We start from the raw sequence: 16,483 nt of genomic DNA on the forward strand, positions 1-16,483 counted from the left end.
AGGAATAAGAAATTTGAAGGGAGAAATATTTTATGGATACTGCAATGATTAAGAATGTTGGGCAAATTGGAATACCTGTAAAAGATATAAAGAGGGCACTGAATTTTTATAAAGATAAACTAGGACTTTCTCTATTATTTAACACGGATAGTATGGCATTTTTTGAATGCGATGGCCTGCGGCTCATGTTAACTCTGCCAGAAAAAGAGGAATTTGCTCATTCAAGTTCGGTAATTTATTTTCAAGTAAATAATATTAAAGATACATATGAGCGCTTAGTAGGTAAAGAAGTTCCTTTTATCGATGAACCACATGTGGTAACGAAAATGGGACAAACTGAAACATGGATGGTATTTTTTAAAGATACAGAAGATAATACTCATGCATTGATGAGTGAAGTACAAATTTAAGAAAACCAAAAGGAGATCGTCTAAATTACACGAACGGTCTCCTTCAAAATAAATTAGACTTTTTAATACTTCTTTATCCAGAATTACTTCTTCCCTCTGCTTTACCACTATTTGTGATACGGTTCACCGTGGTTATTTAAGAGGCAAAAAATAAACGAGTTTGCGTTCAATTCCAAGCTCGTTTAGCCCTAATTTTCAGGGTATAGCGTTTACCTTTATTACTAGTATGGATCCCTAGGACTGACTATGCATGAATGGCTGCAACTTCCTGGAATGATGGTCATCTTGGTTACGATCACCGTACTTAGTGTGAAGCAGTCCGACTAAGTACGTTTTCTGGTTTAATAAATTTCTATACGGCAAATTCTAATATACCCCCTTTTTATATGATAAGGCTTCACCTTTTGCATCTAAACATATCAGATGTCATGAACTCATGAAATCAACATTTATTTATTCTTTATCGCTTCGGCAAGCTCATATAGAGCATTCTGCTTTTTAATTCGATAGTTCCTGCCTTCTTTTTGCAAATAGCCCTTATCACAAAACTGTGTCAGCACATGCAGCAGGTGGCGGTAAGAGACTCCTAAATAATCACAAACAATTACGTGCTTTTCCAGGTAAACTCCTTTATCGGACGTCTGTAAAATAAAGTCTGCAAGCCTGTTTTCCAACGGAAAAGCAAGGCTTTGTGAATACTTGGCTGCCATCAACGTTGCCTTCAGACTCAAGAATTTTGTTAATTCACGTAGGAATTTTGTATCTTCAAGCAGTTTGGTTCGATTCTTGGAAAAAGGCATAGCAAAACAAACTGTTTTTGTGGATGCCTGAATTCCTTTTGTATAGTACACATCGTTTAATAATTCCATCTCACCAATATAATCATGCGCATTGATAAAGTTAATCAGCGAAACTTTTCCATTTTGATGCGTGACGTATATTTTTGCCTTTCCTTCTGTCACATAAAATAAGTAATCAGGTCTCTTCCCTTCTTGAATGATCCATTCATCCCGCTTATATTCCCGTACTTCAAGATATTCTTCAATTTGAAAAGAAAATCGATGAGCGATTGAGTGCTTTTCTAGATATAACCGCTTTTTCTCACCTTTATATATTTCCATCTTCCACCTCGAAAATATGAGATATCTCATATTAATCTTCCTTATTCTCATGATATCATGCGATTGATAAGGAGGATACAAATGAATACACAACGATGGATGAGCACACATTTTTTTAGTTTTTTTCTGACCTGGGGAATCTTTCTGCCTTATTGGTCAGGGTGGATGATACAAACGAAAGGCATTTCGGTTTCAGAAGCCAGTTTCATTATGAGTATTGGATTAGTTGCGAGGGGACTTTCCACGCTTTTTGCGTTTCCCTATTTATTAGAGAGGGTCAGTAATAAAGCACTCTTAAACATAGCCGGAATTGGTACACTGGTCGCAATTCTCTGCTATATCCCGGCTGACTCGTTTCCTGCCTTACTGATCGTAACCGTCATACTGCACATCTTTTACCCGACCTTAATGCCGGCTTTAGACAGCGTTGCCGGCGTTCTTGTACAAAGTAAGCAATTGAAGCACTATGGGAAAAGCCGACAGTGGGGATCCATCGGATTTGTCTCGGTAGGTATACTGTTAACGGTTTTTACAGGAATGTTTGGTGATGACGTAATTTTTTGGGCACTATTGCTGGGAATCAGCTGCTTTGTCGCTCTCAGCTTAACGAATGCCCCGGAAATTTTATCGAAGAAACCGCAAGTAAATCAATCCATAAAGGTCAATATCTTTGATTTATTCCGGACGAAACATTTCCTGGTTGTCCTTATGATTGTGGTGCTTCTTCAAGCAGCCCACGCTGCTTATTACAACTATGGATACATTTTTTTAAAGGAGATTCATGCACCGATCTATCTCATCGGTGTCATCATTAACATTGCCGTCATTGCAGAGATTATCTTTTTTTCGATGGCTGATAAGCGCTTTAATCGATTCTCACCAGGGACCTTATTGGCACTGGCTGCAGCCGGCTCTTCTCTGCGGTGGATATTGGTGTTTACGTTTCCAAACGTTGTGGTGTTTTGCATTGCACAGACGCTTCATGCATTTTCGTTTGCGATGGGGCACTATGCTTTTATGAAATACTTAACAACAAACATTCCGCATACACATATCCCAAAGGCTCAAGGCATGTATTCAGCCTTTGCACTCAGCTGGAGCACAGCGGTGTTTACGATATTCGGAGGGTTCTTATATGAAATTGAGCCAAGATATGCCTTCATCGGAATGCTTGCCTGCAGCCTGCCGGCAATGTTCATTGCTCTTGGGTATCGGAAATTGGAAGTGGAAAAGAATGTTTTGGTGTCTGCTGAATCGCGTTGATTTATTTAGTATGTTAAAAGAAAGATGCTGGGACTAGTTCCTAATAGCACTTTCTAACACCACTAATGATTTCCGTGCAAGACTTCGCTTTCCGCGGGTAGCCCGTAAGCCTCCTCGTCACTTCATTCCTGCGGGTATGAAAAGCGGAGGGGCTTTGCTCAGAGGCGGGTGGCATAAGGCGAATCGGCCACGAAGGCGTTTTTTGCCTTCTTGGACAAGTTGACTTATGACATGTGCCTCTAAGCCCCATAGCTAGACACGTCTTACATAAGCCACTCTTCCCGCAGGAGTCTTCGTCTTGCACTCCAATCAACCGCTGGAAAGAGCTAATATCTAACTGACAATAAAAACCCGAATCAATTTGCTAGATAGTTAACAAATTGATTCGGGTTTTCCTTAGGTTAAATTACTTATGTCCCATCTTCATATTTGCTAGAGGGACTCGCTGCGCTGATGCAGCAACCTCACCTCATTTTTCACTTCCCGACGATCTCATCCATCACGCGGTTGGTTCTCGCACCCGATTCTCCGGTACTTGGACACCACTCGCCGCCATCAGTTAACTCTTTAACGATCGTCGTTACTAGCGGCGGATGGACATGCTCGGGCCGTTCGAAGCTCCATTGTTGCTGTCCTTCACGGGTCGTCAAGATAACGGGGTCATCCCCAAATATAGAAAAGCTGATTTTTCCTTCACTTCCGACAATCTCATTCATATCCACATCTTCAAAAGCCGTGCTTTCCAACCCCATGAACGCTGGATTGAAACTGATATGTACCCGTCACAATATCTTCCGCATCATAATAGCCGGCTTGATTCGAAGAAAAGCCTTTTGCTCCTTGAATCGGTCCGAGCAGGAAGTCGAGAATATCGAGGGTATGGCTCGCCAAATCAAAGAACAAGCCGCCACCGGCTATTTCAGGCTGAACCTGCCATGGAAGATGGTCCAAATCCTTTACGTCGTCCCCCGCTTTTTGATACTGAGTCGAGGAGACCAAACGAACGTCGCCAATTGCCTTTTGATCCAGCAATTCTTTAATTTTCAAAAAGCGCTCCTGCGCCCGGCGGTAGTAAGCCACAAATAAAGGAACCCCAGCTTCTTTGCAGGCAGCCACCATCTCGCTGCATTCCTCTTTGTTACGGGCCATCGGCTTCTCCACATAGACAGGTTTCCCCGCAGCGGCTGCCTTCAGCGTATATTCCTTATGTGAACCGCATCCACCTCAGGATCATCAATCAATGCATCCGCATCATCGTACCACTTCGGGACCTGATGTCTTTCCGCATAATCCCTTGCCAGCCCACCCGTTCTCCGCATGACCGCCACAAGTTCCGAGTTTTCAATTTTTTAAAAGCAGGGCCGCTCTTCTTTTCCGTCACTTCCCCGCAGCCGATGATTCCCCAGCGGATTTTATTGTATTTCATGGTGGATTCCTCCTCATGAATCTTATTTTTCTGCTTGGCTTGTCTATTTATGATACGGTTCCCCACATCCAATGCTAAACTACATCTTCAACAATCTGGCCTGTTAATCCAATAACTCCAATAAAAAAAGCGTTCATCCATACTAGATCAACGCCCCTCTACTTTAACTACATTCCTTTACAAAACCAGTACAAATAGTTGATGATTTCCTAAAATCCATCTAGTGTTATTTCAAATACATTCACAACACCGGTAATCAACATATTGTTGCACTCAACCTAACTGCCGTTTAAATACTTTACTAGCTATGAAATAAGCGATGACCATAATACCCACGCACCAGGCAAGCGAGATCCAGATATCGTTGCCCACGGTCCCTTCAAATAAGAGGGCACGTATTGAATTAACGATTGAAGTCACGGGCTGGTTCTCCGCGAACGCCCGGACAATTTTAGGCATGGTTTCAGTGGGGACAAAGGCTGAACTGATGAACGGCAGAAAAATCAGCGGGTACGAGTATGCTGTGGCTCCTTCCATGGACCGTGCTGTCAATCCAGGTATAACTGCCAGCCATGTCAGCGCTAATGTAAACAGCACGAGTATCCCACCTACTGCGAGCCAATCCAGGATATCAGCACTGGGACGGAAACCCATCAAGAGTGCGACGAGGATGACCACCACAACAGTAAGCGCATTGGAAACAAGCGATGTCAATACGTGGGCCCACAATACAGACGAGCGCTTGATGGGCATGGTAATGAAGCGCGCCATCAGACCACTTTTCACATCATTAAAGAGCCGCAAAGAAGTGTAAGCGACGCCGGATGCGATCGTGATCAGCAGGATTCCCGGCAATAGATAATCGACGTAGTTGTCCGTGCCAGTCTCTATAGCGCCGCCAAATACGTAGACAAACAGCAGCATCATCATAATCGGCGTGATCGCCACCGTGATAATCGTATCCGGGCTGCGTAAGATATTGCGCATTAAACGTCCCAGTAGTACCCCTGTTTTACTTTTCATTTACATCTCCTCCTTTTTTCCAATGATTGCGAGGAAAATCTCTTCCAATGTCGGCTGCTTCTCGATGTATTCCACTTTCGCTGGCGGGAACATCTCCTTGAGTTCCGTAAGGGTACCCGTCGTGATGATTTTACCGCCATGCAGGATGGCAATGCGGTCCGCCAGTTGTTCCGCTTCCTCCAGGTATTGGGTCGTCAGCAATATGGTCGTGCCACCGCCGGCAAGCTCCTTGACGGTCTCCCAGACTTCAATCCGCGCTTCGGGATCAAGCCCCGTGGTCGGTTCATCTAGAAATATAACGGCCGGCTTCCCTATCAGGCTCATGGCAATATCAAGACGGCGCTTCATCCCCCCTGAATAATGATCTGCACGTTGGTTGGCTGCATCGGTGAGACTGAATCTTGTAAGCAGATCATCGGCGACTTGAGAGGGATTTGAAACCCCACGCAACTTGGCAATCATCATCAGATTTTCCCGCCCGGATTGCATGCCGTCTAAAGCTGCAAACTGACCAGTCAGGCTGATGCTCTGGCGAACATGATCCGGTTGCCGCTGAACATCAAAGCTGCAAATACTCACTTCACCGCAATCCTGCTTCATCAACGTCGAGAGGATATTGACGATCGTTGTCTTTCCCGCTCCATTAGAGCCCAGCAGTGCGAAAATTTCACCACGGACCACCTCTAAGTCCACTCCCTTTAAGACTTCCTTGTCTTTAAAGGATTTTTTCAACCCTTTTATACAAATCGCTGCATCATTCATCTTTTTTCCTCCTTATAAAATGCGCTAGTTTACCTTTCCCTCAGTACTCAGTAAGACTGATATTCTGTAATACTTACTACCGGATTAAAAAAAAAACTGAATAGTGAATGTACTACCACATTCAACCCGCTATTCAGTCGGTATTCTCTTTTGCATTCACTTTTTTTCACGGCCAATCGTATTGTTCAACTTAGCGCGATGCTTGTCACTCCAGGTCTCCGAGTCCTTCACCAGTTCATCACAGAAAGCAGCTACGTCCTCACCCGTGAGGTCAGTTACTTCCTTGCCTTCCGCTGCACCTTCCTCGAACAGGTCGAGAATGCCATTAAAGATACGGCTCGTGTCCTTCCAATCGGTGAGACCACCAGCGGTCCACATATATTTTTGGATCGCTTTGTATGCGTTGAGGTACTCACTTGGAAGTGTCTTCGCACGTGCTTCCATCGCCTTCCATTCCCGCTTGTCAGCCAGATTTCCGATAATCATTTCAATAAACTTCATCTTATCCTCTCCTTTTGATTTCTTTCGTTTTGAGTTCGTTCATTTTGCTTGAGACGAAATCCCATTTTCCCCAAAAAGTTTCGAGCTTCTCATGACCTGCTGCGTTGAGTGTGTAAAATTTTCTCGGTGGCCCCACAGTAGAGCGCTTTTTTTCAATGTCCACCAGATTGTTTTTCTCAAGGCGCATGGTAATCGTATAAACTGTGCCTTCAACCACATCCGTGAAGCCAAGTTCCCTCAGCTGTTGCGTGATTTCATAACCATACGTTTCACCGCGGCTGATGATTTCAAGCACACAACCCTCAAGCACTCCTTTCAGCATTTCAGTAAAATTCTCCAAATGTTCACCCCCAATTGTATTTCGTATACTCCCTGTAATTTGTCTCTCAGGTATTTTGTGCTACTGATATTCAGTAATACTGACTACTAGTATATAGTATCGCAGAATAGCTCAAATTGTCAATCAAATAATAGCCCATTTTTTAGTAACGACTAAACTTCAGCTCTGATGGTAATTGTGGAGTATTGTATTAATCGGATTCCGCTTCCCATTCACAAATCATCGTTAAATGATTCTCTTTTAATTCAGCATGAATGCTTCCGTTCATTTTTTCCATTAAGCTTTTCGCGATCGGTAAACCGAGCCCAGTACCTTTCCCGGTTCTTGTTTGATCAGCCTTATAAAAACGGTCGAACATCTGATGTACGTCAAGCTCACTCATTTTCCCGACAGAGTTTGAAATTTTCAGCTGAACGGCTGTATCCATTTCTTTAAGCTGAATGGTCACATTTCCTGTAGAGTATCGAATGGCATTCACTGCAAGATTTTCGATCACTCTTTTCATGAGAGAGGAGTCGGCCATCATCATAATGTCTTGCTCCGGGATATGGATGTCCGGTTCTATGTCCCTTTTTTTAAACTCCTCATAAAACCCTAATAGTGACTCAATAATCAAATGGTTAACACTGACCTTCTCCATTTTCAAAGGGTAATCCGCTTGTTCAATAATCGATAGCTCGAAAAAATCTTCAAGTAACACCTTTAACCTTCCTGCACTATTTTTGATTGTTTCAATGTATTTCTTCTTTTCCTCATGGCTCATTTCATCTGATTCCAGAAATTGAATATATCCTAAAATTGATGTCATGGGTGTTCGAATATCATGAGAAATATGGGATATAGCCTGTCTTAGTTCATTTTCAGTGGAGCGCTTGACTGCTTCAGCCTGTTTCGTTAAATCAATCTGGTTATTTATTTCCTGTGCTAACTCCTCGAAATCGCGGTCATAATAGCTAATCGTCATTTTTTTCGCTGAATCCTGTTGATGTAATTGCCGGAGTTGCAAGGTTGCCCTTTTCATTTCCTTTTTCAACAGATAAAAACGGATGAGGACATATGCGAAGGCTGCCAAAACTGCCATCAATAAATAGAGTATCATTTGACCTCACCCACTTTCGTTTTACTTAATTTCTTTTCTTTGAAAAATCATGCTTCCTAAAGCACCAAATAACAGAAACGTCAGAATGGGAACCACTATCATGATTAATACATCCCCACTCTTCAACGTATCCACAATGATAATGTCATAAATCAACTTAAAGATGGAATGATTTAAAATGGTTTCAAACAAGGGCACTTTTGCCGCTAACACCTGCAGGGGCCAATCAGCAAATACAAAGAACAGAAGAAGAAACCCTATCGTTTTCCCACTGTCTGTGAATAGGATAGAAAAGATCGCCATGATGGAAGCGAAGGCTGCCCCGTACAATATAATCAGTCCCAGTGTTTGCAGGTAATATGTCCACTCAGGCATCTCTGCAAATCCAAAATAGATGGCGCTGGATCCTGTCATCATAATCGGTAATATTAATGATATGATAATGGCTCCAATTGAAAATACGATAAGCTTTGCAGAGTAGATTCGGAACCTGCTATTGCCTGAAGATACGATACTTTTCATCGTACCCATGGAATATTCGCTTGTGATAAAGAAGCCTGCCAAAATACTTGGAATAAGCTTCACTATACTCGCATGAGGACCGAGAATGCTCTCCCGATAATAATCCTTTACAGTTGGTAATCCTGAAGCCCCATTATCGAATTCTATTAGTGGAAACAACACTGCAGCCGCAACTAACATCCAAGTCAGGAATCGAAATGATCGGTCCTTCCTTAATTTATACCACTCCGTTTTTAGTAGATTACCCATGCTGTACACCTCCGATGCGATGACTAAAGTACGTTTCCAAATCTTCTCCCATCGGCATAAATTCTTCTATGACCAACCCTTCACTGGTTAAGATTTTGGAAACTTCACCCGGTACGTCAACATAGGCAAACAACCTTATGGTTCCATCAGGCATCACTTCAAACTCTTGTGTTGAAAAATGATTTTCTATTACCGTTGCAGCCTTGTTTGGATCATCCACTTTAATATGCAGGTACTGCTGACATTTTTCATTCAGTTCTTTCGCAGAAAGTTGTTCTAACAATTCTCCCTCATGAATAATCCCATAGTGAGTGGCCAGTAAATGCAGCTCACTTAATATATGACTGGAGATTAGTATAGTAATTCCATATTCTCGATTAAGCTTTTTAAGTAATTCCCGTACTTCGACAACTCCCATAGGGTCCAGTCCATTGATCGGTTCATCCAGAATCAGAAACTCAGGATCCCCTAATAATGCGATACCAAGGCCTAAACGCTGCTTCATTCCTAATGAAAAATCCTTTGCTTTCTTTTTTCCTGTATTCTGCAAACCGACTAAATTCAAGGTTTTTTCGATACAGTCTTTTCCCGGTATCCCTTTCAACAGACGGTGAGCTTCCAAGTTTTCAGGGGCGGTCATTTGCGGATATAGCGCCGGCCCTTCGATGATGGTTCCAATTCTTTTTCTTGCTTCAATAATATTTCGTTCCTGGCTTTCTCCAAACAATTCAAATGTACCTGTCGTTGGATACGCGAGACCGGTTATTAGGCGAATCAACGTTGATTTCCCGGCACCGTTCTGACCGATAAATCCATAAATAGATCCTTTTTTGATCATGACACTCACTTTATGAAGCGCCATTTTATTTTGATATGTTTTTGATAATTGACTGGTTTTTAATACATACTCATTCATCAAAATTCCCCTCCTTTATTCGCTTGTTCAAAGGGCTCCTCTTTGAACACTCTTAAAGTATAAGAAGGAAAACGTAAGAAAGTCTTAAGTCATATCTTAAGAAAACCTTAAGTTTTGAGTTTATAGCCCATTCCCCAAATGGTTTCAATATACTCTTCATTCTGATTGGCTTTTGCAAGCTTACTTCTGATATTACTTACATGAACATTGATGGTATTGTCGTCCCCATGGAATTTCTCATTCCACACACTCTCAAACAAATTAGACTTTGAAAAAACCTTTTTAGGAGAGGACATCATGAGAAGCAATATCTCATATTCCCGTGCCGTTAATTTGAGTTCATTATCATTCACTGTCACTATTTTTGAGTCCGTATCCAATACGATATCTTTATAAATCATTTGATTTGTCAGTGGAGCATCTGATAGATCCCGATACCTTCTAAGACAGGAATCAATTCTGGCCGATATCTCATCAACATCGAAAGGTTTTGTAATATAGTCATCTGCACCAGCTCTTAACGAATTGATCTTCGTTTGTGTTTCAAGCTTTGCCGAAATGATAATGATCGGCACATTACTTTCATTTGTGACCTTTTTTAATAGATCTTCACCAGATAAACCCGGTAGCATGAGATCAATTAATACCATATCCCATTTCTGACTGTCCAGGTAGATCACTGCTTCCGTACCTGAGTATGCGGACTTCGGGGAATAGCCACTTTTCCTGACAATATTACATAGTAATCGATTAATATCCTCATCATCTTCAATTATTAGAATATCAACTGAATCCTTCAACTGAATCACCCTCACATTTATTACCATCATCATTGATTGAATTCACGTCAATGTCAAGTGTGGAATAATCGTTGTGTACCCACCAAAAAAAAATCGAGCCTAAAATCTTTATGATTTCAAACTCGATTTCCTATGGTGTTATTGTTTCCCCTAAATCACTTTATACTACTGGATATAAACATGGAGGCATCCTGATTCATGAAAATACGTTCTCCATGATGGAATGTCTTGATTTCCGTTGAATTAAATCCCGCTTCGGATAGCTTTTCTTTCAGTTCTTCATGGACAAAGCCGTTATGTACTTTCGGGTGGCTGATGTTATCGTTTTTGTCAAAATCAACAATAATGAGCTTGCCACCATCATTCAGAATGTTGCACAACTCATTTAGAATCTTTTTAGTATCGGGAATATGAAGAAGGACGAGTGACATTAACACGATATCAGCCTTAATATCTGGAGTTCCCTGGGTAAAATCTGAATAAAGTGCTTCTGAGTTGGTGATACCTTTTTGAGAAATCTTTGCTTTCGCAACCTCTACCATTTGTTCTGATGAATCGACCAACAAAATGGATTCCACTAAATCCGTTAATTCAAGACTAATCAGACCGGTGCCACTCCCGTAGTCGATTAGAGATTTTGATTTACTATTTTGTAGTTCTTGTTTTACTTCCTTAACAATTACTTTAGCTAATTCTATCCGAGCTTCTGTATCGTATCTTTTCGCCATCTCTTCAAAAACGTTATTTTCCATATTTCACACTCCTATCCATAGAATTGAAGCTGCGTGGTAAACATTATATCAAATCATGAAGGTCCAAGTGGACGCGATGGAACAAGGAGAGCTTTATAACTCTATTTCCATCCTCCTCATTTTTGTCTTTACATTCATTGATTCATAAAACTTTATGGCATTTTCGTTAAACTCCCACACGCCTAATTCTAATGAGTCTGCTTCTATATCCTTTGCGAATTCTAATATTTTCCCAAAGAATATTTTCCCCGCTCCTTTTCCTCTGTACATACGATCAACACCAAAATCGTCCATATAGACCACTTTCCTTGGAATGAGAATGGGTCTTTCCTCTGTATGTTTGATCGTAAGGATTGTATAAGCGATTGGTTGGTCTTCTTCCAGTAAGTAGACCTTTGTATTTTCTCCTTCTATCAAGTTATTAAAATACTCTTTGTCTAACGTAGTATCAGCCATCTTATAATGATCCGGTCTTTCCTTTGTATGAATTTCGTGCACTTGTCTTTGGATTTGATGAACCACATCATAATCATTCCGGGTGGCTTCTCTAATGTGCATATTCAATATACTTTCCCCCTGATGTTTGCTGTGTTGATTTTAATGTAAACTTCCGATACATAACAATATTAAATTAATCCTTCTATACCTTATCCTTCTTCCATTTATAAGGGATTTTCGACCAATTATATAACATCAAGAACAAGAATATAAAAAAGCAGATCATGATATTATCTATCCACTGAACTTGTCGATTATCGATTATTTGCCAAACAGTTGATGCCAAGAAATATATTAAGGGGAGACTGATGCTTTCCTTAAACATTTCTATCCTATTCCCTTCTTTGTGAATTGCTTTCACAAGTAATTATTCATCGATCAAACTACAATTATATTTAATACCAATTATTTCAAAATATAATATCTTACTCAAGAAGATTTTTTACAAAAAAAGGTTACCCACCATTGGATAAACCCCTTCACTTTAATTAAAAATAGAATCCTTTAATTATCTTGTGTACTTAAAAATAAGTTCTCCATTTGGGTCTCTTTCATTCGTTAACTCAAAACCTATGCTTTCATATAAACGATGAGCTATTTTATTTTCTTCAATGATACTTAAATAAATAACGTTTACCCCATATTCTTTCGAAACTATGTCTATAAGTTTAGTCATTGCAATTTTTCCAAAGCCTTTACCTTGAAAATTTTGATCTATCATTATTCTATCAATCCAAGTATCTTTATTTGAACCAAACGAACCATACATTGCAAATCCAATTATCTCCTCATCAGAATATATAGCTACCGGGTGCCATTCATGGTGAGCCTTAGCCTCTTCCAGACATTTTTCTACGGTTTCAATAAATTTATCTTGGCCAGGTTTTAATTTTATATTTTTTACTATACATACATTAGTTTTATCAATATCTCTAAAATACAAATTGCTCATGGAATTATCTATACCTCCACAAATTTAGAAAAAACAAATATAATTGAATGCTATCTTACTAATACCATTTTGAGCAAGAGGTCTTCCATTAACTTGACCTTTAGTAGAACAAGTACAGAGAAGTAGTGTCTGACCCTCACTACAATAAAACGCTAACATGCTGAGGGCCGAACACCAAAAACCACAATAACCGGCCAATACAAAAGTGGCCGGTTTTTATGATGAATGTGGAAATCGGTCTTGTAGACCTTTTGCTTAAAATTGTTTTAAGAAGTCGTGAACCCATGAAATATCCGTAGAAAATTCCTTATTTGCACCAACCCAATATTGAAGAAATTTTTCTTTATCCTCTTTCCATTCGGGATACGCTTCTTTAAATGTGTCAATTAATATTGAATTCCCAGCAAGGACTGCGTGGTTTTCATGAGATATTTGCAAGCCCCACTCTCCTTGTGGGGAATAGAGGGAATTCTCGACCACAAGAGGAATGGATTGATAGTCTTCGTAGGCAATGGTATTCTCGGCAATCCAGTGCTGTGGTGCCAATTCCGAGTGAAAGTCCTGTGAAAGATTAAAAGAATCTCCTTCCGACTCCGACACGAAAAAGGTCCCCTGTCCAACCTGTTCAATGGTTTTCATCAGAGCATGGAACTGATTTTCCTGAAGATAATATCCGTTGGTCGGGAAGATCAGCACCTTTTCGCTCAGGGTTTCTTGAAATGGATTGCCAAATGGATCCGATTTCTTACATACTCTCTGGAAGGCTTCCTTTAAACGGGAAATGTCGTCTGCCTTTTGTACTCTTTCCATTTATATACCTCCTTCCCTAAAGAAACTTTATTTTTCTAACGCCTTTTATGCCATTTACATCAATGGTAGGAGGACCTGATTTAGAAGATTTCCTGTATGTAAAGGTTACTCCGTTTTTGTCTTTTCCGACAAATACTCCAGGTGATACTTCCCTATGACTGGACACTTGTGCATTGAAGAAATCCCAGGCATCGGACGCAGTGCCGTACATTTTTTTGATATCATTTTGATCTGCTTTTGGAAGTGATTTTAAATCGTCTGCACTCCATTTTTTCTTTAAGCTTTGTTTCAAGGCATTCTTTACGGCTGTTTTTCCAAACTTTTTAATAGCATACTTTATACCTAATCTTAATACAATACCCACTATAATCGGAATAACTGAAGCTTGTAGAGTGGTAGAGTTGATCTCGTACTCTTCACCTGTTTGCGTATCGGTTAAAGTAGCGATCAGTATCTCATCATCTACTTCGTGGAAGACAACATGGTAGGATTCATCATATTCATTTCCTGATTCATCCATGATCTTACCTGTGATCATCGCATCTTGACTCTCTAGGTCCATGGTAAGTTCTGTATCAACTTTAAGATCTTCCTCATCCACTTTCATATCTAAAACAATTTTCTCATCCGTATCTTCTTTAATCTCTACTTTCACCTGTTCTGAAAGATCGACATCATGTTCCTCACTAAGCGACCTTTCAGCCTGTTCTAAATCGATTCCTTGTGGTTGAGCGTTTTCCTCTGTTGCTGCCATGGTCCCTTGAGGGAGTATGGAGAACAATAATGTGATGACCAAACACTTTAATACTAGTTTTCTCAATGTGCGCACCTCTTTATTTTATTCTTACAAGTCCATGTCCATAGTCTTGATCCGGTCCTGTTTCTCCTAAATCGATCGCTTCTTTTTGTAACATCTTGTAAATGTTCTTGATCCCTTTGTGCTCACGATTTAGTATGCGGGCAGTATATCCAGATATTTGGGCAGCAGCGAAGGAAGTACCGCTGAATGTTTCCAAGTCCCCATCTTTATTGGTCGAAAGAACCTCTGTTCCAGTTGCGGCGAAATCAACCTTCCCCTTTGCGGCCAATGAAGACCGGACCATTTCGGAGTTTACAGATGTGATGGACCATACGCCTTCATAGCGTGCCGGATAGTCAGCCTCTTGCCCAAGTGTATTCCCTGCTGCCGCTATGATGATAATCCCTGAAGAAAGCGCCTCTTCAATGGCTTTCTTAAGATGTTGATCATCTACTTGAAAACCGGAACTGATATTGATGATGTCTACCTTCTCTTGGATACACCAGTTAATTCCTTTGACCAAATCAGCTACCTTCCCGTTGCCTTTCTTATCTAGAACCTTTACATCATAAATGGACACATGTTGAGCCAGTCCGCTCATTTCGCCTCCCGAATCCTCGGCAGCTATGATGCCTGCGATTGGAGTCCCGTGACCATAATGATCTTCAATCGGCTGATTCGGCTGAATGGCATTAAATGATTTATGTATCTTTCCTTTTAATGCCGGATGGTCTTTATTGATTCCACTATCAAGTACAGCTACCTTGATTGGCTGCTTCTCATTAATCAAGTGCAACAGCGCTACTCCGAACAACAATGCAATTATGCCTATTACACGATAAGTCTCTTTACGTTTCATTTTGTTTGACATAACCTTCCTCTTGGTCAACCCACTTTTTGACAAGATCCATTCTGTTGATAAATCGATCGATTCAACCTTTTTTGAAGAATTCTTCCTTTACCATTATACTGGTGGAAATTTACAGGAAGCTTAACGGAAGCTTAAAGGAACCTTAACTTTTCTTTCCTTATTAAAAGCACAAAAAATACGCCCAATCCCACCAGAGAAAAAGCGTATTTTCTACCTTTTTTCACACTAATCCCTTATCTCAAATCAATCTGCCTTCATCATTCAGGAAGATGATCAGGGGGCCAGATAGCCAGGTCTTTTCCTGGTAAGGCAATTACGAGTTCACTAACCCCATCAACCCCTGCTTGCCAACATTCAAATTCGTCATGATATCCGTTTATAAATAATGAATGATCGTTTTCAAATCGAATGAGTAAGTGGGGAGCATGCTCGTCAACCAGTTCAACTTTTACCACCACTTGTCTTCTCATTCGAATGATTTGAAGATAGTTTTCCTCTTCAGAAAGATCTTCTATTTCATCCTCTTTTGAAGGATACTGTTTTACATTTGAGGACAAAAGGCACCACTTAGATTCAATGTTTAAAAAGAGTTGAGCATCCTCGACATCGGTGTTTTTATAATGAAAGAAAGATAGCCTAAAAGGGCCTGGTGATATCCCGAATTGAACTCCATCCAGTTGAGATCCTCGGAAAAGGTGGTTGAGCAGGGTCTCTGCTTGAACTTTATCTTTTGTTTCCATTTGGTTCATACTCCTTATTTCTCGAATTCTTCAATTAGCTTAATATTGTGGCAGGTTAGAATTCTTGTAAAGTTATGTGAGTTTAATAATCTATTTTATCTAGACTCACTTTATCAAATATCAGTACTGGTTATGTATTTTTGTTACACTACAAATAGACTATTCTAAGAGAAACGAGGTGATTGACTCATGGAAAATATGACAGCTGAAGAAAAGCAGCATTCAATTGAAGCGTTTCTATCGATCATTCGTAAATCGGAAAATGCCCTTGCTCATATGAAACCTGGTGCCACTCAGACAAAGTTGCTTGAGAAGCGATTGAAAGCAGCAAGGATTGGCACAGATGTGCTGCATGCACGTTGGGAAGGCAAGGATTTAGATGTCAGCAAAGAAGATTTGAAAGAGGCAAAAGGGGTTTTGGAGGGCTTGCTGTTGACGCTTCCTTCCTTTCTTGAGAAGCTGAAGCCCGGAAGTGGGCAGCGTACCTACATCGAGAGAAGGATAAAGGCATTTCGGATTGCCGTTTCCTATCTGCGTGATTCGGTAAACTAACATAGCTGACCGGGGACGGTTCCATTATCGTTTTTGGATAGAGAGGAAACTGTCCCCGCTTTACTATGGCCGACTTC

The 16,483-nt window shown here is 40.6% G+C and carries 23 protein-coding genes; 3 read left to right on the top strand and 20 right to left on the bottom strand.

The annotated features are described in order from the left end of the window. Window positions 1-32 precede the first annotated feature (32 nt). Window positions 33-410: a VOC family protein gene (locus FZC88_RS18625; protein WP_148995987.1), complete on the top strand. Its 378-nt coding sequence runs from the start codon at window positions 33-35 to the stop codon at window positions 408-410. Window positions 411-644: 234 nt separating this feature from the next. On the opposite strand, the gene FZC88_RS24570 is transcribed toward FZC88_RS18625, so the two are convergent. Together FZC88_RS24570 and yeiL are read right to left on the bottom strand one after the other, a co-directional pair. After that, window positions 645-773, bottom strand: a complete 129-nt coding sequence (locus FZC88_RS24570) for a hypothetical protein (RefSeq protein WP_262371970.1) — start codon at window positions 771-773, stop codon at window positions 645-647. An 86-nt stretch (window positions 774-859) separates the two neighbouring features. Then, window positions 860-1,531: a transcriptional regulator YeiL gene (gene yeiL, locus FZC88_RS18630; RefSeq protein ID WP_148969982.1), complete on the bottom strand. Its 672-nt coding sequence runs from the start codon at window positions 1,529-1,531 to the stop codon at window positions 860-862. A gap of 81 nt (window positions 1,532-1,612) precedes the next feature. Between yeiL and FZC88_RS18635 the strand changes: the two genes are divergently transcribed. Further along, window positions 1,613-2,794, top strand: a complete 1,182-nt coding sequence (locus FZC88_RS18635; RefSeq protein ID WP_148995988.1) for an MFS transporter — start codon at window positions 1,613-1,615, stop codon at window positions 2,792-2,794. Between the two features lie 476 nt (window positions 2,795-3,270). Here FZC88_RS18635 and FZC88_RS24685 read toward each other — a convergent pair whose 3' ends face one another. The 18 genes from FZC88_RS24685 to FZC88_RS18715 all read right to left on the bottom strand — a co-directional run bounded on the left by FZC88_RS24685 (window position 3,271) and on the right by FZC88_RS18715 (window position 15,854). Then, on the bottom strand, window positions 3,271-3,510 hold the full coding sequence (locus FZC88_RS24685) for a hypothetical protein (protein WP_316247540.1): 240 nt from the start codon (window positions 3,508-3,510) through the stop codon (window positions 3,271-3,273). 10 nt (window positions 3,511-3,520) lie between these two features. Then, window positions 3,521-3,913, bottom strand: coding sequence for a Gfo/Idh/MocA family protein (locus tag FZC88_RS24690; protein ID WP_316247546.1), 393 nt, complete (start codon window positions 3,911-3,913; stop codon window positions 3,521-3,523). 118 nt (window positions 3,914-4,031) lie between these two features. Next, the gene (locus tag FZC88_RS24695; protein WP_316247541.1) at window positions 4,032-4,220 is read right to left on the bottom strand and encodes a hypothetical protein; all 189 of its coding nucleotides are present in this window, start codon (window positions 4,218-4,220) and stop codon (window positions 4,032-4,034) included. 273 nt (window positions 4,221-4,493) lie between these two features. Further along, a complete protein-coding gene (locus FZC88_RS18645) occupies window positions 4,494-5,243 on the bottom strand; it encodes an ABC transporter permease (RefSeq protein ID WP_148995989.1) in 750 nt (249 codons plus the stop codon). After that, window positions 5,244-6,005 (bottom strand): ABC transporter ATP-binding protein, encoded by a 762-nt coding sequence (locus FZC88_RS18650; protein WP_148995990.1) that lies wholly within the window; start codon window positions 6,003-6,005, stop codon window positions 5,244-5,246. Window positions 6,006-6,161: 156 nt separating this feature from the next. After that, window positions 6,162-6,506 (bottom strand): DUF1048 domain-containing protein, encoded by a 345-nt coding sequence (locus FZC88_RS18655; protein WP_148995991.1) that lies wholly within the window; start codon window positions 6,504-6,506, stop codon window positions 6,162-6,164. A 1-nt stretch (window position 6,507) separates the two neighbouring features. Further along, a complete protein-coding gene (locus tag FZC88_RS18660) occupies window positions 6,508-6,846 on the bottom strand; it encodes a PadR family transcriptional regulator (protein WP_148969987.1) in 339 nt (112 codons plus the stop codon). 190 nt (window positions 6,847-7,036) lie between these two features. After that, window positions 7,037-7,945, bottom strand: coding sequence for a sensor histidine kinase (locus FZC88_RS18665; protein ID WP_262371971.1), 909 nt, complete (start codon window positions 7,943-7,945; stop codon window positions 7,037-7,039). Between the two features lie 21 nt (window positions 7,946-7,966). Further along, window positions 7,967-8,716 carry an ABC transporter permease gene (locus FZC88_RS18670; RefSeq protein ID WP_148995992.1) on the bottom strand — a complete coding sequence of 250 codons (750 nt, stop codon included), beginning with the start codon at window positions 8,714-8,716 and terminating at the stop codon, window positions 7,967-7,969. Beyond that, window positions 8,709-9,632 (bottom strand): ABC transporter ATP-binding protein, encoded by a 924-nt coding sequence (locus FZC88_RS18675; protein WP_148995993.1) that lies wholly within the window; start codon window positions 9,630-9,632, stop codon window positions 8,709-8,711. The genes FZC88_RS18670 and FZC88_RS18675 overlap by 8 nt, the downstream gene beginning before the upstream one ends. A gap of 107 nt (window positions 9,633-9,739) precedes the next feature. Next, window positions 9,740-10,432 carry a response regulator transcription factor gene (locus tag FZC88_RS18680; protein ID WP_148995994.1) on the bottom strand — a complete coding sequence of 231 codons (693 nt, stop codon included), beginning with the start codon at window positions 10,430-10,432 and terminating at the stop codon, window positions 9,740-9,742. Between the two features lie 155 nt (window positions 10,433-10,587). Beyond that, complete coding sequence (locus FZC88_RS18685) at window positions 10,588-11,184, bottom strand: class I SAM-dependent methyltransferase (protein WP_148995995.1); 597 nt, start codon at window positions 11,182-11,184, stop codon at window positions 10,588-10,590. Between the two features lie 93 nt (window positions 11,185-11,277). Beyond that, window positions 11,278-11,742: a GNAT family N-acetyltransferase gene (locus FZC88_RS18690; RefSeq protein ID WP_148996196.1), complete on the bottom strand. Its 465-nt coding sequence runs from the start codon at window positions 11,740-11,742 to the stop codon at window positions 11,278-11,280. 448 nt (window positions 11,743-12,190) lie between these two features. After that, window positions 12,191-12,634 (bottom strand): GNAT family N-acetyltransferase, encoded by a 444-nt coding sequence (locus tag FZC88_RS18695; RefSeq protein WP_148995996.1) that lies wholly within the window; start codon window positions 12,632-12,634, stop codon window positions 12,191-12,193. A gap of 255 nt (window positions 12,635-12,889) precedes the next feature. Continuing rightward, the gene (locus FZC88_RS18700) at window positions 12,890-13,444 is read right to left on the bottom strand and encodes a hypothetical protein (protein WP_148995997.1); all 555 of its coding nucleotides are present in this window, start codon (window positions 13,442-13,444) and stop codon (window positions 12,890-12,892) included. A 16-nt stretch (window positions 13,445-13,460) separates the two neighbouring features. Continuing rightward, on the bottom strand, window positions 13,461-14,264 hold the full coding sequence (locus FZC88_RS18705; RefSeq protein ID WP_148995998.1) for an SAR2788 family putative toxin: 804 nt from the start codon (window positions 14,262-14,264) through the stop codon (window positions 13,461-13,463). Between the two features lie 13 nt (window positions 14,265-14,277). Further along, window positions 14,278-15,114: a S8 family serine peptidase gene (locus FZC88_RS18710; RefSeq protein ID WP_262371972.1), complete on the bottom strand. Its 837-nt coding sequence runs from the start codon at window positions 15,112-15,114 to the stop codon at window positions 14,278-14,280. 257 nt (window positions 15,115-15,371) lie between these two features. Further along, a complete protein-coding gene (locus FZC88_RS18715; RefSeq protein ID WP_148995999.1) occupies window positions 15,372-15,854 on the bottom strand; it encodes a hypothetical protein in 483 nt (160 codons plus the stop codon). A gap of 189 nt (window positions 15,855-16,043) precedes the next feature. On the opposite strand from FZC88_RS18715, the gene FZC88_RS18720 reads away from it, so the two are divergent. Beyond that, window positions 16,044-16,406 carry a hypothetical protein gene (locus FZC88_RS18720; protein ID WP_148996000.1) on the top strand — a complete coding sequence of 121 codons (363 nt, stop codon included), beginning with the start codon at window positions 16,044-16,046 and terminating at the stop codon, window positions 16,404-16,406. The last annotated feature ends 77 nt before the right edge of the window (window positions 16,407-16,483 follow it).

The sequence above is a fragment of the Rossellomorea aquimaris genome (assembly GCF_008180865.1).
GTDB classification, from domain to species: Bacteria; Bacillota; Bacilli; order Bacillales; family Bacillaceae_B; genus Rossellomorea; species Rossellomorea yichunensis.